The 19,294-nt window shown below is 64.9% G+C and carries 13 protein-coding genes; 9 read left to right on the forward strand and 4 right to left on the reverse strand.

Annotated features, from left to right (window positions below):
- The first annotated feature begins 160 nt into the window (after nt 1-160).
- From bcsN to ACMDCR_RS27940, 5 genes are read left to right on the forward strand one after another with little or no spacing between them, the layout of a single operon-like run.
- Entirely contained in the window at nt 161-1,183 is a 1,023-nt protein-coding gene (gene bcsN, locus ACMDCR_RS27920) for a cellulose biosynthesis protein BcsN (protein WP_413989741.1), read from the forward strand.
- Nucleotides 1,180-3,378, forward strand: a complete 2,199-nt coding sequence (bcsA, locus tag ACMDCR_RS27925; RefSeq protein WP_413989742.1) for a UDP-forming cellulose synthase catalytic subunit — start codon at nt 1,180-1,182, stop codon at nt 3,376-3,378. Before bcsN ends, bcsA begins: the two co-directional genes overlap by 4 nt.
- Nucleotides 3,375-5,813: a cellulose biosynthesis cyclic di-GMP-binding regulatory protein BcsB gene (locus ACMDCR_RS27930; RefSeq protein ID WP_413989743.1), complete on the forward strand. Its 2,439-nt coding sequence runs from the start codon at nt 3,375-3,377 to the stop codon at nt 5,811-5,813. Before bcsA ends, ACMDCR_RS27930 begins: the two co-directional genes overlap by 4 nt.
- A complete protein-coding gene (locus ACMDCR_RS27935; RefSeq protein ID WP_413989744.1) occupies nt 5,810-6,904 on the forward strand; it encodes a glycosyl hydrolase family 8 in 1,095 nt (364 codons plus the stop codon). Before ACMDCR_RS27930 ends, ACMDCR_RS27935 begins: the two co-directional genes overlap by 4 nt.
- Nucleotides 6,901-9,357: a cellulose synthase gene (locus ACMDCR_RS27940; protein WP_413989745.1), complete on the forward strand. Its 2,457-nt coding sequence runs from the start codon at nt 6,901-6,903 to the stop codon at nt 9,355-9,357. The genes ACMDCR_RS27935 and ACMDCR_RS27940 overlap by 4 nt, the downstream gene beginning before the upstream one ends.
- A 289-nt stretch (nt 9,358-9,646) precedes the next feature.
- Here ACMDCR_RS27940 and ACMDCR_RS27945 read toward each other — a convergent pair whose 3' ends face one another.
- From ACMDCR_RS27945 to ACMDCR_RS27955, 3 genes are all read right to left on the reverse strand, one after another.
- Complete coding sequence (locus ACMDCR_RS27945; RefSeq protein ID WP_413989746.1) at nt 9,647-10,183, reverse strand: HNH endonuclease; 537 nt, start codon at nt 10,181-10,183, stop codon at nt 9,647-9,649.
- A gap of 326 nt (nt 10,184-10,509) precedes the next feature.
- Nucleotides 10,510-10,692, reverse strand: a complete 183-nt coding sequence (locus ACMDCR_RS27950; RefSeq protein ID WP_413989747.1) for a hypothetical protein — start codon at nt 10,690-10,692, stop codon at nt 10,510-10,512.
- Nucleotides 10,693-12,069: 1,377 nt separating this feature from the next.
- Nucleotides 12,070-12,849 carry an AraC family transcriptional regulator gene (locus ACMDCR_RS27955; protein WP_413989748.1) on the reverse strand — a complete coding sequence of 260 codons (780 nt, stop codon included), beginning with the start codon at nt 12,847-12,849 and terminating at the stop codon, nt 12,070-12,072.
- 123 nt (nt 12,850-12,972) lie between these two features.
- Here ACMDCR_RS27955 and ACMDCR_RS27960 point away from each other — a divergent pair, with 123 nt between their 5' ends.
- The 4 genes from ACMDCR_RS27960 to ACMDCR_RS27975 all read left to right on the forward strand — a co-directional run bounded on the left by ACMDCR_RS27960 (nt 12,973) and on the right by ACMDCR_RS27975 (nt 18,201).
- Nucleotides 12,973-14,199, forward strand: coding sequence for an MFS transporter (locus ACMDCR_RS27960; RefSeq protein ID WP_413989749.1), 1,227 nt, complete (start codon nt 12,973-12,975; stop codon nt 14,197-14,199).
- Between the two features lie 8 nt (nt 14,200-14,207).
- Nucleotides 14,208-14,324: a VOC family protein gene (locus ACMDCR_RS27965; protein ID WP_413989750.1), complete on the forward strand. Its 117-nt coding sequence runs from the start codon at nt 14,208-14,210 to the stop codon at nt 14,322-14,324.
- Between the two features lie 333 nt (nt 14,325-14,657).
- Nucleotides 14,658-16,322, forward strand: coding sequence for a flavin monoamine oxidase family protein (locus ACMDCR_RS27970; protein ID WP_413989751.1), 1,665 nt, complete (start codon nt 14,658-14,660; stop codon nt 16,320-16,322).
- Nucleotides 16,323-16,746: 424 nt separating this feature from the next.
- The gene (locus ACMDCR_RS27975; RefSeq protein ID WP_413989752.1) at nt 16,747-18,201 is read left to right on the forward strand and encodes a DHA2 family efflux MFS transporter permease subunit; all 1,455 of its coding nucleotides are present in this window, start codon (nt 16,747-16,749) and stop codon (nt 18,199-18,201) included.
- Nucleotides 18,202-18,392: 191 nt separating this feature from the next.
- Here ACMDCR_RS27975 and ACMDCR_RS27980 read toward each other — a convergent pair whose 3' ends face one another.
- A complete protein-coding gene (locus tag ACMDCR_RS27980) occupies nt 18,393-19,289 on the reverse strand; it encodes a hypothetical protein (RefSeq protein ID WP_413989753.1) in 897 nt (298 codons plus the stop codon).
- Nucleotides 19,290-19,294: the final 5 nt, after the last annotated feature.

Genomic DNA, 19,294 nt, shown 5'->3' on the forward strand with positions numbered 1-19,294 from the left:
CAAAAGAAAAATTCCAGACGATATTAATTTTAATATTCACGAATAACGCATGGTAAGCCAAATTATTGGTATGCCCAAATCGAACAAAGATATTGACGTGAAGCCTTTGTTAGCTTTTGACTTCGGGCGAGACAGTTCGATTGTGTGAAACGGTATATTCATGGAGCATCCTGCGGATGCCACAGGTTTGCCTCGACGGGGTACGAGCCATCCTTTGGTAATTCAACCAATCCAGTGCACCAGTCGTGCACAAAAAATACGCAGATGGTCACATACATTTGCTATACTACTTTCCGTAGGGTCAAATTTCGTTCTGTCTGGCTGTAGCGCACAACGCGCGATCATATCCGGGTCAGCGGTCACGACGGTCCCGCCGGAGGCTGCATTCGTTTCACTGGGTGCAGGCACACCGGCCGTCGTTTCCATCCTGCAGACCGCCTATGCGAATGCCACGCGGCAAACCATGGCGCTCGCAACCGACGGGTCTGCGCCGGGGCAGAACCAGTTGCGTGTCGACATCTTCGGCGTCAGCAACGAGAGCGCCGGCGCCGAAAGTACGCTGGCGGATCGCTCGCTGAGCGAGGATCAATTGACCTCCGAGGCCGAAGCGGCGCTGCCGGGGGTGCCGATGCGCCGCTCCCTCACCTATGTGCAGAACCAGTACGGGCCGTTCGGCTATGCGCTCGGCCGGGCCGCGGGGGAATTGTGCATCTATGCCTGGCAGCGTATCGCGACACCGGATCTGGACGTTTCCCTGTTCAACCGGCGCGCCACCATTTCGATCCGCCTGCGCCTGTGCGAACCCCATGCAACGGAGACCAATCTCGTCGCCGCCATGATGGGGCTGCATGTCAATGCCTCCCTGTCGAGCGGCAGCTGGTCCCAGGCACCGCGCCCCCTGTCACCTGATCTCGGTGCGGCCGGCGCTCCGATGGGGCCCTCTCCCGCATCGGTTGTGCCCACGCCGGCGGCCTCCGCAAGGACGGGCAAAAGAAAGCGCCCGCGCGTGCCCGCGCGCGCAGGTGTGAAACCGGCACCCGAGACCGCCCAGCCTGACAGTACGCCGGCAGGAAACGGCGTGATGATTCCTCCGCCTCCAGCGGTCGGGGCTCCCGGCACTGGCGCACCAGCCGTACCGCCGCCGCCCGTGATTCCGGCGCCGCCCCAGGGAGCGCAGCCATGAACAAGCTCTTCGCCGTCCTGCTCTGGGCGCTCGCCTCCGTCTTCGTCCTTATATTGGTCACGCTGCCGATCAGCCAGCAGGCCCACCTCATCGCCGGTACGGCCGTGGTGGTCGCCATGGCACTCTTGAAGGCGTTCAAACCGACGGGCATCTGGCGTCCTATCGCCCTTGCCCTCGGCACCTCGATCGTGCTGCGCTATGTCTACTGGCGCACCACCAGCACGCTCCCGCCGATCAACCAGCCGGAGAACTTCATCTTCGGCCTGACCGTCTATCTCGCCGAGATGTACTGCGTATGCATGCTGGCGCTCTCGCTGTTCGTCGTATCCTCGCCGCTGCCCTCGCGCGTGGCTCCGCGGCTCAGGGACGAGGAACTGCCCAGCGTCGACGTCTTCGTCCCCAGCTACAACGAAGGCGCCGAACTCCTGGCAAGGACCCTGGCGGCGGCCAAGGGCATGGATTATCCGCCCGACAAACTGCATGTCTACCTGCTCGATGACGGCGGCACCGAACAGAAGCGCAATGCCCAGAACATCGAATCGGCAACCGAGGCGCAGCAGCGCCATGCCGAACTGAAGAGCCTGTGCGCCGGACTGGGCGTGCACTATCTCACGCGCGCCCGCAACGAGCACGCCAAGGCCGGCAATCTCAACAATGGCCTTGCCCATTCCTCCAGCGAGATCGTGGTCGTCTTCGATGCCGACCACGCCCCCGCCCGCGACTTCCTTCATTGCACCATCGGCTTCTTCAAGGACCACCCGAAGCTGTTCATGGTCCAGACGCCGCATTTCTTCCTCAACCCGGACCCGGTCGAGCGCAATCTGCGCACCTTTCAGAAGATGCCGTCCGAGAACGAGATGTTCTACGGCATCATCCAGCGCGGCCTCGACAAGTGGAATGCCTCCTTCTTCTGTGGCTCGGCCGCCGCTCTCAGCCGTGCGGCGCTCGCCGAGACCGGCGGCTTCAAGGGACGCAGCATCACCGAGGATTGCGAAACGGCGATGGAGCTCCATGCTCGCGGCTGGCACAGCATCTATGTCGACAAGCCCCTGATCGCGGGCCTGCAGCCGGCGACCTTTGCCAGCTTTATCGGCCAGCGCTCCCGCTGGGCACAGGGCATGGTGCAGATCTTCCTGTTCCAGCGCCCCTTCATGAAGCGCGGACTCAGCATCTCGCAGCGCATATGCTACATGTCGAGCATCATGTTCTGGTTCTTCCCGGTCGCGAGATTGATCTTTCTCATCGCGCCGATGTTCTACCTCTTTTTCAACCTGGAGATCTTCGTCGCATCGGGCCAGGAATTCCTGTCCTATACGCTGTCATATATGTTCGTGAACCTGATGATGCAGAACTATCTCTATGGTTCGTATCGCTGGCCCTGGGTTTCCGAACTCTATGAATATGCGCAGACACTCTATCTCCTGCCGGCGCTCATCTCGGTGCTCATGCATCCCACCAAGCCGACCTTCCGGGTGACCGCCAAGGACGATTCGGTCGCCGAGAGCCGGTTGTCCGAGATCGCCTGGCCGCTCTTCGCCTTCTTCTGCGTGATGCTCGCCGGTATCGCCATGACGGTTTTCCGGTTCATCGAACAGCCCTACAAGGCGGATGTGACGATAGTGGTCGGCCTGTGGAACATCCTGAACGTGCTGCTCGCCGGCTGCGCGCTCGGCGTGGTCTCCGAGCGTGGGGAAAGGCAGTCGACCCAGCGCGTGAAGGCGGACAGGCGGTGCGAGCTGACCTTCGGGGAAACCACCGTCAGCGCCATGATCGAGAACGTCTCGGCCTATGGCGCCGGCATCCGCCTGGTCGGTCCGGTCAAGGGCCTGTCGCGCGACAGCCACCTGCGCATCCGCTTCACCCCTTTGACGAAGCTCGACGGCGATCCCGAACTGCCCGTCGTCGTCCGGAGGATGGACACCAACGCCGGGACGACCACCGTGGGCGTGCGCTATCTGACGACGGAGCCGGTGCACTACCGCCTCATCGCCGATCTGCTCTATGCCAATTCGGACCGTTGGACGGCCTTCCAGGCTGGGCGCCGCTACAATCCCGGCCTGGTGCGCGGCACAATCTGGTTCTACGCCCTCGCGCTCAAGCAGACGATCAGGGGCCTGGTCTATCTCTACCGGGCCTCAGTACCCGCGCGCACTGCAAGCGTGGCGCCCCAGAAAAGCGCAGGGGAGCCTACATGAGGCGCCTCTCTCCAACCCTCCTGGCTGTGGTGGTGATGCTGGCAGGCCTGCCCCACCTGCAGGCGGAGGAATCGGCGTCTCCCTTCGACATGACGCCGGAACGCGGCAGCGCACCCGCGCCGCCCCCAACGCCGCCGCCTGCCGCGCCCGCACCGACCGCACCAGCCGCTTCGACGCCGTCCGCACCCAGCCCGCCCAAGCCGGAACCAGCCTCGACCGGCGCTCTCGATCGTCCCGTCCTGCCTTTCCGCCACCTCGTCCTGGAAGGGGAGATCGACAGCCGGGCATGGAACGTCGTCCTGACCGGGGAGCAGGCCGCGAGCCCTGCCACACTCACGCTCGGCTACAAGGCCTCCGTGATGGTGGCGCCGGAAACTTCGCGCCTCACTCTTTTCGTCAACAACCAGCCCATCTTCGACGCGCCTGTGGCAGCGTCCGACGAGGTTGGCAAATTGTCGGCGGATTTGCCCGCCGGTCTCCTGAAGGCCGGTGCCAATCTCTTCCGCATGCAGATCGTCCAGCGCCACCGCACGGATTGCACGATCAGCTCCACCTATGAGCTGCGCACCGAGATCGACAGCACCGCGACGGCACTTCATTTCCGCGCTCCGGCTGCGGCACGCCTGTCGCGCGTCGAAGACCTTGCCGCCATCGGCCCGGATTCCAACGGGCTCGCGCATCTGCGCATCCTCATGCCTTCCCTCGGCCGCAAGGCGCTGACGGGCCCCGTGCTTCGCTTTTCCCAGGCGGCGGCCATTCTGATCGCCATGCCGAGCCTCAGCATCTCGGTCACGGCCCATCCGGACGAGCCCGTCGATCCCGGTACCGTCACGGCGGCCATCGGCACGGCCGATGAGCTGCGCCCGGTGATAAAAGCCCTGCCGGCGGATGCGGCGTCCCGCCCGATCGTGACCTTCGTCGACGACCCCGCCCTCGGCCCCTCCACCCTGGTCGTCTCCGGCCCCTCCGCCGCCGCCGTCTCGCAGGCCATCGAAGCCGCGGGAAGCCTGGCCGACCGGCCGAAAGGGCGCGCCCGCGACGTGCTTGACACCAGCCGCTGGTTTGCGCCCAATCCGCCGCTGGTCCTGCAGGCGAGCCGGCTGAAGCTCGCCGATCTCGGTGTCAGCACGCAGGAATTTGCCGGCCGCCGCTTCAAGACCGAATTCCAGATCGGCATGCCCTCGGATTTCTATGCGGACGCCTCGGGCGAGGCGACCTTGCTGCTCGATGCAGCCTATAGCGGCGAGGTGCTGCCTGGCAGCCACATGGACATCTACGTCAACGGCGACATCGCCGCGACCACGCCGATGAGCATCAGTGGCGGCGATATCCTGCGGCACCTGCCGATCCGCATTCCGATGACGCATTTCCAGCCCGGCCCGAACCGCATTACTTTCGAAGCGCAACTCCACACGAACTCAGACCTCGAATGCGCGACCGGGCCGACCAAGGGCAGCAACCGCTTCGCCCTGTTCGACAGCAGCGAGTTCGTCATGCCGGGCTATGCCCGCATCGCGCAGCTGCCCAATCTTGCGGCTCTGCAGGGCACGGCTTTTCCGTATAATTCCTCCACCGAGCCGGTGGCGCTCGAGCTCAGCAGCCTGGACGCCGACACGATGTCGGCGGCGGCGACGCTGATTTCCCGCATGGCGGTCGCAGCGGGGCGCCTGATCGACCTCGATCTCGATGCGCCCTCGCTCGACAATCGCAACGCGCTCTTCATTGCGCCAGCTCCCGCGATCCCTGACCGCGTGCCTGCGCAGCTCGATCTCGACGAGAAGTTGCGCAGTGGCTGGAAGGCTCGCGAGGAGGTACCGCAAGGCCCGGTCGTGGCCGGCAACACGCTCGGGCCGGCCACGGCGCCGGCGCTCCCGGTGGCCGCCAGCGAACCGTCGGACACGCAGGAGACCTTCGATCGCTGGCGCGATACGCTGTCGACGGAAGGCAGCAGCTGGGACGGCAATGTCACCGCCTTCGAGGACTGGCTGCAGCGCACTTTCCAGGTCTCCAGCCAGACCCTGCGCTTCCTGCCTTCCCGAGATGTTGCCTATCACCCCTCGCGCGATGCCACTGTGATGATCGCCCAGGGCCCGAGCCCGAGTGGCGACAAGGCCTGGACACTGCTCACCGCCCCTACCGAGAACCTCCTGCGCCAGGGCGCAACCACCTTCACCACCAGCCCGCAATGGTTCCAGCTCAGCGGCAGGCTTGTGACCTACAATGCGCGAGTGGCCGAGGTGCAGACCCAGCCCGTCACCACCTTCTCCTTCATCCCCACCCAACCTGTTTCTTTCGCCAATCTGCGCCTGGTCGCGGCGAACTGGCTGTCGGAGAACCTCCTGGCGTTCGCCGTTCTGCTTTTTGCCGCTTGCCTGCTGCTTGGCCTTGCAACAGCCTTGTTCCTGTCCAGCATAGGCCGGAGAAATTCCCCATGACCAGGCGCCGCCGATCCGGCCCTATTCCCCTGCTGGCTGCCCTGGCCATGAGCGCGGCGACCCTGCTGCCGCTCGGCTCCGGGCATGCCGCGCCGATGGGCGAGCCGGCCCGGCCGGGAACGCTGACGGCCCAGCAATGGCAGCCCTGGCGCGACCGGTTCGTCACCCTGGACGGACGCGTGGTCGATACCGCCAACAAGAATATCAGCCACAGCGAGGGCCAGGGCTACGGCCTCCTGCTTGCCGTGCTCGCTCAGGATCGCGAGACCTTCACGCGCATCTGGACCTTCACCCACAACGAATTGCTGCTGCGCGACGACGGGCTGGCGGTCTGGCGCTGGGATCCCGACAGCAAGCCGCATGTCACCGACATCAACGACGCCTCCGACGGCGACATCCTCATCGCCTACGCCCTCGCCCTGGGCGGCGATCTGTGGAAGGTGCCTTCCTGGACCGAGACTTCGCGCACCATGGCGAGCGCGATCGGCCAGCGGCTCGTCCGTCGCTCCGAGAACCGCACCATTCTGTTGCCGGGCGTGAAGGGCTTCGGTGCACAGGACCGGCCTGATGGCCCCGTGATCAATCTCTCCTACTGGATCTTCGAGGCGCTGCCGGTGCTTGCGCATCTGGCGCCCAATGCCGACTGGCAGGCCCTGGCCGCCAGCGGGCACGACCTGATACGGGAAGCGCGCTTCGGCAGTGCGGGACTGCCAGCCGACTGGATCTCGCTGAAATCGGGCAAGCCTGCCTTGGCTATCGGTTTTCAACCGCGTTTCAGTTATGATGCCGTGCGTATTCCGCTCTATCTGGTGCGTGCCGGCGTGAGCGACCGGGATCTGCTCGAACCTTTCGTGAAGGCCTGGGGCGACGGCAGCTCGGCGCCGGCCATCGTCAATCTCGAAGATGGCCAGCCTGCCGGCTCCATGGACGATCCGGGCTACCGCATGATCGGTGCCGTGCTGCAATGTGCCCTTGAGCGCAAGCCTGTCCCGGCTGAGCTGCGCTCGCCGAAACTCGATGTCTACTTTCCCGCCACGCTCTATCTGCTGGCTCTTGCCGGTGTGGCGCAACATTATCCGGAGTGCCTGTGAGACCGCCTGGCTTCCTCACCATCATCCTGGGGTTGCTACTGTTCTGCAGCGTGGCCTGGCAGATCGTCGGCCTATGGAATCAGCCGGGCAACGCCTACCGGCCGTTGGGCGAAAGCCGCCCCGTGATCCAGCGTGCCCCCGTAACCGCCAGTGCCGCCCAGGCAGCGGAGATCCTCACGCCGAGGAACGACAGCAACGCTCCGCCTCCAGCCGCTCCGCCCCCGGCCGCGGCGCCCGCTCCGGCACCGGCCGCACCAGCGCCGGCTGCCCAGCCGCCGGCAGAGGCGGCGCCGGCGGCACAGGGAGCGACACCGGGGGCCAAGCCCGTTGTTGACGAGACGGCGTTGCGTTACTTCGCGCGACAGGGCGACACCAAGCGCCTGAACACCGAGATCGCGCGCCTGCGCTCGCTCTATCCGGACTGGGTGCCGCCCGACGATCCCCTGAAGGGGACGCCGGTTACCGATCCGCAGCTCGACGCCCTCTGGCAGCTCTACACCCAGGGCCAGCTCGCCGCGGCTCGCGCCGCCATCGCGGCTCGCCAGGCCAAGGAGCCGGGCTGGGTCGCTCCGAAGGATCTCCTCGACCGTCTTTCCGTGGCGGAGACGCGCGAACGGCTGGTGAATGCCTCGAACGCCAAGCAGTACATGACGGTGATCGAGCTGGCGACGACGACACCAAGCCTCCTGACCTGCGGCGACGTCGACGTGCTCTGGCGTGTCGCCGAAGCCTTCGCCCAGACCGATCGCGCCATGCGGGCGCAGGACGCCTACCGCTACATCCTCACCTCCTGCACCGATCCGCGCGACCGGCTGTCGACCATGCAGAAGGCGATGGCCCTGCTGCCGCGCGACGATCTCGAGCCGCTCCTCGCGCTCGGCCATACGGGTACCGACGGCGACGAGTTTCGCACGATCCGCGAAGGGCTGGCCCGCAACGCCATCGCGGCCGGGGCCGCCGACGCCAAGGCCAGCGCCGATCCGGGCGACCTGAAGCTCCTCCAGGATGTTGCCGGTGCCAACAATTCCGCGGCCGATGCCCTGCTGCTCGGCAGCTATTTCCGCCTGCACGGCGACCCCGTTCTGGCCGAGCACTGGTATCGCCTATCCTATGAGCATCAGAATGCCGCGCCGGCGGCCGAGGGTCTCGCCCTTGCCCTGATCAGCCTGAAACGCTCGTCCGAGGCAGAGCCTATCCTCGCTCCCTGGCGCGATACCAATGAGGGAACCCGCAAGAGCTACATGGCGGTGATCGCCAATCTCCTCGCCCAGCAACCGCCACCGACGCTGGCGACGGACACCCTCTCCCGCTTCGTCACGGCCGTGGCTGCCCAGCGCGATCCCGCCGCGGCGCAGCAACTCGGCTGGTATTCGCATTTCTACCGGCAGGAAGAGACGGCGGCTCGCTGGTTCGCGGCAGCGCTCAGCTGGAATCCGGACGATGAACCCTCCGCCTTCGGACTGGCAATCGCCAACCTCGCCATGAACAGGCGCGACGCGGCGCGCAGCGTGGTGAATGCCTGGGGCCAGCGCTCGCTTCGCATCCGGGCGCTCCTCGACCCGGCCGCCGCGCGGCAATTGGCCCTGACCGGTGCGCAGGCGGCGCCGCCCCAGCAGATGTACCAGGCGCCGCTGACGTACCAGGCCCCGCAGACGTACCAGGCCCCGCAAGTAGCCCAGAGTCCGATCCAGCAGGTCGCGCCGTTTGCACCCGCTGCGGCGCCGACGCTGCAGGGCCCCACTCCCCTGTCCCAGGCCGCAGCCATGCCCGCACCGGCGCCCCAGGCAGCGATGCAGGCCCCGTTGCCAGCCCCGGTCCAGCAGGTCCCTGTCCAGCAGGCCCCAGTCCAGCCCGTCATGGAGCAGCCGGTGGCGATGGCGGAGCCACAGCCTGAGTCGCCGGCTCCGCGCAACACCTCCCGGCGCGCCCAGCGCGCTGCCTCTGGTGCCGCCGCCGCCTCTCCAGGTCGGGGCGGCTGCCCCGGCGGCCTTGCGGGCGGCTGGTGCCTGATGAAGCTCGATCGCCCCTCCGAGGCCGTGATCGCCTTCCAGGGCGCCTTGTCCAGGGGCTCGGCGCAAAGCCGGCAGGACGCGGCCTATGGCCTGTCGCTGGCCTATCTCCGGCTGGGCCTGACCTCCCAGGCCGCGATCGCCTCCACGCAGGCCCCCCTCCAGGCTGGACGGGCGCGCGACCTCAACCTCTCCATCCTCACGCAGCGCATCCTCACCGACTACCAGGCAGGCCACTACACGCAGGCCCTGATCGGGCTCGACACCCGGGCCACGCTGGCGCCTGAGCAGACCGATCTCCTGATGCTGCGTGGCTGGTCCTACTATCACCTCCAGCGTTTCACGGAATCGCGGCGAGTGTTCGAAACCCTCGCGGCCACCGGCAACCAGGAGGCGGCAGGAGGCCTGGAGGCGGTCAGGGAGGCGACGCATAGTCGCTACTGAGGAAGGTCGCGCCTCCGCGGGGCGGAGGCGCCTTACCTGGAGCAAAGCGGCTCCGGGTCCGATCGCTACGGATCGGGAGAGGCTGTCATCCCCGGCGAGCACGTCGCAAGCATTTGCTTGTGTCTGCGAGGGAAGGGGAACCAGGGGCCGAGGTCTCTGCCCTGTCGGCCCCTGGATCCTCTTCCCCTCGTTCTCTCTCGCTGCGCTCGCGAGCAACTCAGCCGGGGATGACAGCCAAAGCAATCGAACCCAAATCCACCGCGCACTAAAGCCGCTTTGCGCCAGGTTCCTACGAGACCAGCTCGCTATCCCAGTAGAGATAGTCGACCCAGCTCTCATGCAGGTAGTTGTGCGGGTAGCGCCTGCTCGACTCGAGCAGATCCCAGGGCGAGGGCCGGGCCGGCTTGCGGATCGGCTTCATGTCCATCCTGTCAGCCTTCTCGGCGTTGCAATCGCCGCAGGCCGCGACGATGTTCTCCCACGAGGTCGCCCCGCCCCTAGAACGCGGGATCACGTGCTCGAATTGCAGGTCGCGGGCCTGGAAGCCCTCGCCGCAATATTGGCAGGTGAATTCGTCGCGCAGGAACAGGTTGAACCGGGTGAACGGCACGGTGCGGTCGACCTTCTGGTAGTCGCGCAGGGCGACCACCGAAGGCAGGCGCATTGTCGTCGAGGGACTGCGGACCACGGCATCATATTCCGCCACCACGCTCACGCGGTCGAGAAACACGGCACGCAGCGCATCCTGCCAGGACAGGAGCGACAACGGAAAATATCTCAGGGGCCGGAAATCGGCATTCAATATGAGCGCGGGATGCGATGACATAAGGGCCTCAACTCAACGCCTTGCTTCGACGCGGTATTCCTGTGGGGTTACAACGAGTTGGAGGAACGGGATGACCGGTTGCCCGGCCGGCGGATAGGCTTGGCTCGGCTTTCGCTGTCGGGCCTGCGGCCAGCCCCGTTGGCAGGTCTGGCCGGACGCTTGTCCGGCAACGAAAAGACAGGAAGATGACAAGAGAATGTGTGGCGCATGGCCAGATGCAGGCATGACGAAGCGCGCGATCGGGCGCACCGTGAATGCTGATCTGGATGATACGGGCGTACAAACCCTCCTGCCATCAAGGCGGAGGGGACTGCCCTGCCGCCGGATTATATCGTGTGTTGACTGAGCGCCGCTTTGCCGGCGGCTTCATTCAACGTCGACAGCCTATCCCTGCCGCAACCCTCATGCTTCACGCCGCCGCGGACGCGCGATTCCAGGCACGGCACGAAGACCGGCAGGATGCGGGCGTCACAAGCAAACGCAAAAGGGGCGACGAGGATCTGCAACATGGTTTCCTGGCTCGGGAAGGGAAGAGATCCTTCCTGATGACTAGGCTTATGGCTCTCGATGCGCGCAAAAATCAAGCCGGAAACGGCAATACCCCGAGAAATCAACTTGTTCGACGATGCGGAGGCCGAAGCTACCGACTAGCGCATTGTGGCTCTAGGCTCGACGGCTTTGGCTGTCATCCCCGGCGAGCGAAGCGAGGGAAGGGGATCCAGGGGCTGATAGGGCAGAGACCCTCGGCCCCTGGATCCCCTTCCCTCGCAGTCACAAGCAAAGGCTTGTGACTGCGAGGGAAGGGGATGACAGCCTCTCCTGGCTCGTTGGCGATCGGGTCTGAAGCCACTTTGCGCTATTGCGGATATTTTGAGTGCAGACCTCGCGCCACCCTGCGGCCAAGCGACCACGTTCTCACGCCCTTTCGGGCTGAGTCATGACAGTGGGCGCGGTCAAGGTGACGGCGGCTTTCCGCAGGAAAGCCGTGCCTTGCTGGTTCATGGCTCTGGCGGGCTTGTTGGGGAAAGCCGCCGTCACCTTATTCCGGCAGGTTGCCCCGCACCGATCCCGCACATGCCAACAACGCGCATGCCGGACCGGCCTCTTCCCGGCCCTTGCCGATTCGGGAAGGCACGCCCTGTCGCCCTGGAGATCACGTCGCTCTCCTGGCATCCGGGACATGCTGGATGGCGCAGGCCCCCAGGCCCTCCCGCAGCCATGCGGGACCGGGTGGGATCGTCCTGCGCCTCACCCACGAAGCGTCGAAACCAGGGCCCACGATGACCTGCGCCAAATGACGCCGGCACCGCAAGTGATCCGGCCTGGAGCGGCCGGCCTCTCTCCTGGTCCGGGGACGCATCTGCGGCGCAAGGATCATGTCCTATTGCGCCGTGAGCGGTCCATCCGCCTCTCATCAAGCCCCGCATCCGGCTCGGTGACGACCCACAGGCTTTCGCCTGAAGGCCGGCCGAAGCCGCCGGACGATGTCCCTTGCGCGCGATCCAATCCCGCGAGGCTCCATTCTCGCAGGCCGTCCGGACCACAGGCAGCGCGGCTGGCAAGGCCGCAGGACATCGGGGTGGGTGGAAGGGGCGGGGCCACCGGTCATGATCCGGATTTACGAGCCTCGCCCTCCTTCGCTCCGGGGAGGAGTAGAGCAAAGCAGGAGTGGAATGTCGAGGTATGGTCCTATTTGCCCAACGTACTCCAACGGCACGCCCTGCCAAGAATGCGAATACCTCAGATGAGAGCCAGCGAGAGGAAGGCACTTGTCCATATGGGCATACCCTTACGGACAAACTTTACGTGTCAGAGCTCGACCCGCTTAAACGTGGAGTGGAAGGTTCAAAACACTATGATCCCATCGCATGCGAGCCCCGCAGCCATCACGCGACTGACCCCAGGTATGTACGCGGCGAAGCCCCAAGAACCCGCTTGAACATGGTCGTGAAGGCGGCAGGATTGTCATAGCCAAGATCGATTGCGATTGTCGTGACAGCCTCACCCGCCACTAAACGAGGCAGTGCAGACACCAGACATGCCTGTTGTCGCCACTCCACGAAGCTTAGGCCGGTCTCCTTCTTGAACAGGCGCGTGAACGAGCGGCGCCCCATGCCTAAAGAGTTGCTCCAGTTGTCGATTGTCTGGTGGGCGTTTGGGCGCCTGAGAAAGGAGCGGCATCGCTCGGCAAGCGCCCAGTGGCTTGGAAACGGGAGTGAAAGCGACAGGTGGGGCATCAGCCGAACCTCGTGCTGAATCAGCGCCATCAGCGCAGCCGCTCTCTGGTTCATCTCGTATTCGACGGGAAGTTGCACGGCTTCCGCGAGCAAGCTCTGCATAAAGGGCGAAATACCAAGAACCTGACATTGCGGCGGCATACCTACGATGTCATCGGGCTCGAAATAGAGGCTTTGCATGGTGACAGCCCCTAGGATTTTCACGTCGTGGATGACACCGGATGGTATCCACATCCCTCGCTGCGGCGGCATTACCCATGTTCCGTGCGGCGTGCCGACCACCACGACGCCGCACGAGGCATACAGAAGTTGGTGGCGGCGATGGTAATGCGGCTCAATGAAGAATCCGTCGGGGTAGTCGTTCCTTAGCGGGATGACAGGGCGCACGACGTCCTTGAAGTACCTCTCCCGCTGCCTGTTTGAGGACATGGCCCACTCTCGTAAGAATATGGCCCTAACGCGGTGGCGGGCCTATCTACAACCTTCTAATGCGGCGGTTCAACGGGCGCAACCGATGTGCCCTTCTCTGACGAATTCCGAGATATCCGGCCCATGAACCAAGCAGCCCTGCACAAATCATCCGCCGTTGGATTGACCTTTCCCGTGTTGCTCGCGGCGAGCGTCTGCCACTTCCTGAACGACCTGATGCAATCGGTCTTCACGGCAACCTACCCGCTGTTCAAATCGGGTTTTGATCTCACCTTCGGCCAGATTGGGCTTCTGACGTTCACCTACCAAATGTCGGCATCAATCTTCCAACCGCTGATTGGCCATTACACGGACGGAAAGCCACAGCCATATTCGCTGCCATTTGCGTCGGCGTTCTCCATGGCCGGCATTCTGACATTGTCCATGGCGCACACCTACGGGTTGCTGCTCCTTGGCGGCGCGCTGCTCGGCATTGGCTCGTCCATCTTCCATCCGGAGGCTTCGCGCGTCGCCCGGCTTGCCGCTGGAACTTCACATGGTCTTGCCCAGTCGATCTTTCAGGTGGGCGGCAACCTCGGCTCGTCCGTTGGCCCTCTGCTTGTCGCCTTCATCGTCTTGCCGCGCGGGTTGAACAGCCTGTCTTGGTTCGCGCTCGCGGCACTTACCGGAATGAGCATCCTGATCGGCATCAGCCGCTGGTACAAAAGGAACGGCCATGCAAAGCGGGGTGTCAAACCTGCCGTTCAGGAGGGGGCACTTTCCTCGCGAAGGGTTGGCGCCGCAATCTTCATCTTGACGCTGCTGATGCTATCAAAAACCTTCTATCTCGCGAGCTTCGACAGCTTCTACCAATTCTATCTGATGCATCATTTCAGCGTGTCGCCGAAGGATGCGCAGCTGTGCATGTTCACCTTCCTGGCCGCCGTAGCGGCTGGTACCCTCGTGGGCGGGCCTGTCGGCGACAGGATTGGCCGCAAGAAGGTCATCTGGGGTTCCATTCTTGGCATTCTGCCATTCACGCTTGCGCTGCCCTATGCGAGCCTTTGGGGCACCATCGCGCTCAGCATGGTCATCGGCTTCGTGCTGGCGTCTGCCTTCTCGGCGATCGTTGTTTTCGCACAGTCTCTGGTGCCGGGCCGTATTGGCATGATCTCAGGCGTTTTCTTCGGCCTTCTGTTCGGCTTTGGTGGCCTAGGTGCGGCTTTGCTCGGTTCGCTGGCCGATTGGACGAGTATAGAGTTTGTCTACAAGGTTTGCTCGTTCTTCCCCCTCATGGGCCTCCTGACTGTGTTTCTTCCGAACACTGACCGGGGAAGCAGGGCGGCCAGCAGGGCCCACGGGAAGCAGTAGGGAGCGAAATGGAAAAGTCGTTTGACATCGATCACCCCGTCATTGCAGTTCCCCATCTCGCGCGTGCGAGAGGCGCCTATGAGCGCCTTGGATTTACTGTCACAGACAAAGGGCAACACGAGTGATGGGGAACCGCTAATCACATCATCGCCCTGGAGAACCAGTATATCGAGTTGTGCGGGCTCGATCGGGAGGGGCCTGACGCAGCGACCGTTGCTGAGTTGGCGAACCAATCCGGCCTTTGGCAGCTTGGGTTTAAAGCTGAAAATGCTTGCTCACTCACGAGCTCCGTCGCCACACGCATCACCACGATGGCGAGGATCTGCTTGGCGGCGCCGCCAAAAGCATCGCCACAGTAAATCCCCCTCTCCCGAATCGCAGCACCTCCCCTATCCCCACGCCCAGGCATGATGGCATGTATCCCTTCGGCGCCAATCATGCCCAGCGGGGAAACAATCATGCCCAACCACGCAAGCGATGCCCTCAGCGCCTTCGGGCCGGATTTTCCGTTTGCCTATGACGACTGGCTGGCCCATCCGGCCGGGCTCGGCGCCGTGCCGGCCGGGAAGCATGGCGCGCGCGTCGCCATCATCGGCGCCGGGGCGGCCGGGCTGGTGGCTGGCTATGAGCTGATGCGGCTCGGCCTCAGGCCGGTGCTCTACGAATCGGCTCGGCTCGGCGGGCGGCTGCGCTCGCAGCGCTTCGAGGGCGCGGAGGGCGTGGTGGCCGAGCTCGGCGGGATGCGCTTTCCGGTGTCCTCGCGCGGCTTCTACCATTATGTCGACCTGCTCGGCCTGGAAACGCGGCCCTTTCCCAATCCGCTCACGCCGGCCGCCGGCTCCACTGTGATCGATCTCGAGGGCGAGACCCTCTACGCCCGCACGCTGGAAGACCTGCCGCCGCTCTATCGGGAAGTCGCCTCCGCCTATCACCAGGCCCTTGAGGACGGCGCCCAGTTCTCCGCCCTGCAGGCGGCGATGCGGGCGCGCGACCCCCAGGCCATCAAGGCGATCTGGGATCCGATCGTGCAGGCGTGGGACGAGCGCACCTTCTATGATTTCGTGGTGTCCTCGCGGGCTTTCCGCCAGCTCTCCTTCCGCCACCGCGAGGTGTTCGGGCAGGTGGGCTTCGGCACCGGCGGCTGGGATTCGGATTTCCCCAATTCGATGCTGGAGATCCTCCGGGTCAATCTCGGCGGCTTCGACGACGAGCAGCGCTATGTGGTCGGCGGCGTCGAGCAGGTCGCCCAGGGCATCTGGCGGCAAGCGCCGGAGAAGCCGGCGCACTGGCCCGCCGGCACCACCCTCGCCGGGCTCAATGCCGGCGCCACCAGGGGCCGGGCGCAGGCGATCGCCCACAACGGCAAGGGCGGCTTCGTGGTGACGGACCAGTGGGGGAATCGCGACGACTATGAAGCGGTGGTCGTCACCTGCCAGAGCCATCTGCTCACCACCTCGATCGACGCCGAGGAAAGCCTGTTCGACCAGAAGCTCTGGATGGCACTCGACCGCACGCGCTACATGCAGGCGGCCAAGACCTTCGTGATGGTCGACAGGCCCTTCTGGAAGGACAAGGATCCGGCCACCGGCCGCGACCTGATGTCGATGACGCTGACCGACCGCATCACGCGAGGCACCTATCTGTTCGACAATGGCGACGACAGGCCCGGTGTGATCTGCCTGTCCTATTCCTGGATGACCGACGCGCTGAAGGTGCTGCCGCTGCCGGCCGAGCGGCGGGTGGAGCTCGCCCTCTCGGCCCTGTCCAGGATCTATCCGGGGCTCGACATCGCCAGCCACATCATCGGAAGCCCGATCTGCGTGAGCTGGGAGGCGGATGAGAATTTCCTCGGCGCCTTCAAGGGCGCACTGCCGGGGCATTATCGCTACAACCATCGCATGTACGGGCATTTCATGCAGGCCGGCCTGCCGGAAAGCCAGCGTGGCATCTTCATGGCCGGGGACGGGGTGAGCTGGACGCCGGCCTGGGTGGAGGGCGCGGTGCAGACCGCGCTCAACGCGGTATGGGGCGTGATGACCCATCTCGGCGGCAGCTCGCCCGGCGACAATCCCGGCCCAGGCGACCTCTATCCCGCGCTGAAGCCGGTCGCTCTGGAGGATTGAGCGGGAGGCGCCGGGGGCTCTCTTGTATTTCAGCTTTTCGTGGACGGGTGTGCGATGCCGACCTGCCCCAAGTCACACCAGCCCCACCATGAGGCTGCCTCCCATGTCATCCCCGGCGAGCACGTCACGAGCTCTTGCTTGTGACTGCGAGGGAAGGGGATCCAGGGGCTTATGGGGCTCCAACCTTCGGCCCCTGGATCCCCTTCCCTCGCTTCGCTCGCCGGGGATGACACGGGCCCGCGGGGAGTCGACCGCAACGCTGGTTGGCACCACTGCCCAATTTTTCGCCTGCCACCCTAATTTCGCCATTTCCTCAGACCAAAAGCGGGCCTATAACGATTTATCCATCCTTCCCCGTCTAGAGTTGGCCCGTTTCCTTCAAAGCCTGCCGTTTGGGCAGGCCGCTGTATGAATTGTCATTTCCATGTCGGAGTTAGCCCTCGGTGCCATGCCCCAGATGGCGCGGCCCAATTTCAGAACCACCGCGCTGATCATTGCCAGCGCCATGTTCATGGAGCAGCTGGACGCCACGGTCCTCGCGACCGCGCTGCCCACCATGGCAAAGTCCTTCCAGGTCTCGCCGGCGCATATGAGCATTGCGCTGACCTCCTATCTCCTCAGTCTCGCCGTGCTCATCCCGGCCAGCAGCAAGATTGCCGATCGCTACGGCGCGCGCACGGTGTTCGCCTCGGCGATCGCCATCTTCATGGTCGGCTCGATCCTGTGCGCCTGGGCGCCGAACCTGTCGATGCTGGTGGCGGCGCGCGTGCTGCAGGGTGCCGGCGGGGCGATGATGGTGCCGGTGGGGCGCCTCATCCTGCTGCGCACGGTGGACAAGCGCGACCTCGTCTCCGCCATGAGCTGGCTGCTGGTGCCGGCGCTGATCGGCCCGATCCTCGGGCCCCCGGTGGGCGGCTTCATCGTCAGCTATTTCGACTGGCGCTGGATCTTCTACATCAACATCCCGATCGGCGTCATCGGCCTGGTCTTCGTCCAGCTCTTCATCCCCAACACCAGGGAGGGCCGGCGCGAGCGCTTCGACATGGCGGGCTTCGTGCTCTCCGGCCTGTCGCTCGCCTGCCTGCTGTTCGGCTTCGAGATGACCAGCCGAGGCACGCTCGAGGAGGCACCGATGGCGATCGTGCTGCTCCTCGTCGGCGTGGTGAGCGGGGCTGGCTATATCGTCTATGCCCGCCGGCCGCACCGGTTCGAGCCGATTCTCGACCTCACCCTGATGCGGATCAGGAGCTTCCGCATCTCCGTGGTGGCGGGTTCGCTCTCGCGCATCACCCAGGGCGCGCAGCCCTTCCTGCTGCCGCTGATGCTGCAGATCGGCTTCGGCCTGTCGCCGGTGGCGAGCGGGCTGATGACCTTCGCCACCGCCTGCGGCTCCATGCTGATGAAGGCCGCCGCCAGGCCCATCCTCAAGCGCTGGGGCTTCCGCGCCACGCTGATCTGGAACGGCCTGTTCTCCAGCCTGCTCTACGCGCTCTGCGCACTGTTCCGGCCGGATTGGCCGCATTGGGGCATCTTCGTGGTGCTCATGGTGTGCGGCTTCTCGATGTCGCTGCAGTTCACCGCCTACAACACCATCGCCTATGACGACATCCCGCCGAACCGCACCTCCTCGGCCAACAGCTTCTACACCACCTTCCAGCAGTTGATGCTCTCCTTCGGCATCTGCACCGGCGCGCTGGTGCTCACGGGCTCGCGCCTCGCCTTCGGCCATGCCGCCACGACGCTCGCCGATTTCTCGGTGGCTTTCCTGGTGGTGACGGCGATCTCGGTGCTGGCGGCCCCGGTCTCGGCTAGGCTGCCGCGGGGAGCCGGCGATGCCATGAGCGGGCGTGGGCCCCGGAGCGAGGCGGCGGAGGCGTGAGCCAGAGCAAAGCGCGTTTAGGCGTAAACGCTTCTCTGCTCTAGCTCTTTGTTTCGACGCGTCTTTGCGATTCTTGCCGATTCCGTCAAATCGCAAAACGCTCTAGATGTGCCGACCTCCAGGTCGGCACTTTTTCTCGAGATGCTACGGTTCCGTGCCGACCCGGAGGTCGGCACACCGATAAAGTCCCCTCACCCCCGCCGATACGGCTCCAGCTCCCTCCACCCCAGCAGCGCCGTCAGCTTCTCGCCGTCGGTCGCCCTGCGGAACAGGCCCGGTGCCATCCAGGGTGCCTCGCCATCGATATTCGGCGCTCCGCGGCCGGCCCGCACATCCTCGATCCAGAGCGTGCGCGTCTCCAGCGAGATCCGCGTCAGGCCGGTGGTGTTGCCGACGCCGGCATGGGCATGGGCGGAGGAGAAGGCGATGACCTCGCCGGGCTCGATCACCACGGGCTCGACACGGCCGACATCGACAGCCTCGTTCAGATGCGGAATGGCATCGTCGGCGCCCATCGAATGGCGCCCTTCCGTCCTGGCGCGGGCCAGCAGGGCCTCGAGGTCGAAGCGTGCGCTGGTGTTGGGCACGGCCCGCGCCCACAGGTCCGGATAGAGCGCGAAAGTGCGCCCCTCGGTGATCGGATAGACCGGCGCCCACCAATTGGTCTGGGCGTAGAGGTTGGAGCCCCAGGTGTCGCGGTGGAAGGCGACGGTCGAGGTGTTGCGCGAGCGCGGCAGCCCGGCGGCGGGATCCTGGTGCGGCTGGAAGCGCAGATGCAGGCGGTCGCGCGCGAGCAGCGCCGGGTCGAGCCCAGCGGCCTCGAAGACGCCCGCCCATAGCCGCTTCACCGTGTCGGAGCGGGCGAAGTCCTTCTCGATCCCGGCGAAGGCCTCGACCTGCCTGTCATGCGGGAGATGGCGGTGGATCTCCACCGGGGCATGCGGCGCCAAGGCCTCCTCCAGCATACCGCGGGCGAAGGCCACGAGGTCGCGCATCGGTGCGAGATTGGCAAAGCTGATGACCTCGCCCTCGTAGATCCGGTCATGGAAATCGCGCGGGGAGACCGGCACGGCGGGGGATAAATACATGATGG

Source organism: Labrys okinawensis, from assembly GCF_047345005.1.
Classification (GTDB): Bacteria; Pseudomonadota; Alphaproteobacteria; order Rhizobiales; family Labraceae; genus Labrys; species Labrys okinawensis.

Excerpts from the sequence above, each read along its gene's own strand:
- bcsN (WP_413989741.1), top strand. The coding sequence starts at position 161 with ATGGAGCATCCTGCGGATGCCACAGGTTTGCCTCGACGGGGTACGAGC.
- bcsA (WP_413989742.1), top strand. The coding sequence starts at position 1,180 with ATGAACAAGCTCTTCGCCGTCCTGCTCTGGGCGCTCGCCTCCGTCTTC.
- ACMDCR_RS27930 (WP_413989743.1), top strand. The coding sequence starts at position 3,375 with ATGAGGCGCCTCTCTCCAACCCTCCTGGCTGTGGTGGTGATGCTGGCA.
- ACMDCR_RS27935 (WP_413989744.1), top strand. The coding sequence starts at position 5,810 with ATGACCAGGCGCCGCCGATCCGGCCCTATTCCCCTGCTGGCTGCCCTG.
- ACMDCR_RS27945 (WP_413989746.1), bottom strand. The coding sequence starts at position 10,183 with ATGTCATCGCATCCCGCGCTCATATTGAATGCCGATTTCCGGCCCCTG.
- ACMDCR_RS27950 (WP_413989747.1), bottom strand. The coding sequence starts at position 10,692 with ATGTTGCAGATCCTCGTCGCCCCTTTTGCGTTTGCTTGTGACGCCCGC.
- ACMDCR_RS27955 (WP_413989748.1), bottom strand. The coding sequence starts at position 12,849 with ATGTCCTCAAACAGGCAGCGGGAGAGGTACTTCAAGGACGTCGTGCGC.
- ACMDCR_RS27960 (WP_413989749.1), top strand. The coding sequence starts at position 12,973 with ATGAACCAAGCAGCCCTGCACAAATCATCCGCCGTTGGATTGACCTTT.
- ACMDCR_RS27965 (WP_413989750.1), top strand. The coding sequence starts at position 14,208 with ATGGAAAAGTCGTTTGACATCGATCACCCCGTCATTGCAGTTCCCCAT.
- ACMDCR_RS27970 (WP_413989751.1), top strand. The coding sequence starts at position 14,658 with ATGCCCAACCACGCAAGCGATGCCCTCAGCGCCTTCGGGCCGGATTTT.
- ACMDCR_RS27975 (WP_413989752.1), top strand. The coding sequence starts at position 16,747 with ATGTCGGAGTTAGCCCTCGGTGCCATGCCCCAGATGGCGCGGCCCAAT.
- ACMDCR_RS27980 (WP_413989753.1), bottom strand. The coding sequence starts at position 19,289 with ATGTATTTATCCCCCGCCGTGCCGGTCTCCCCGCGCGATTTCCATGAC.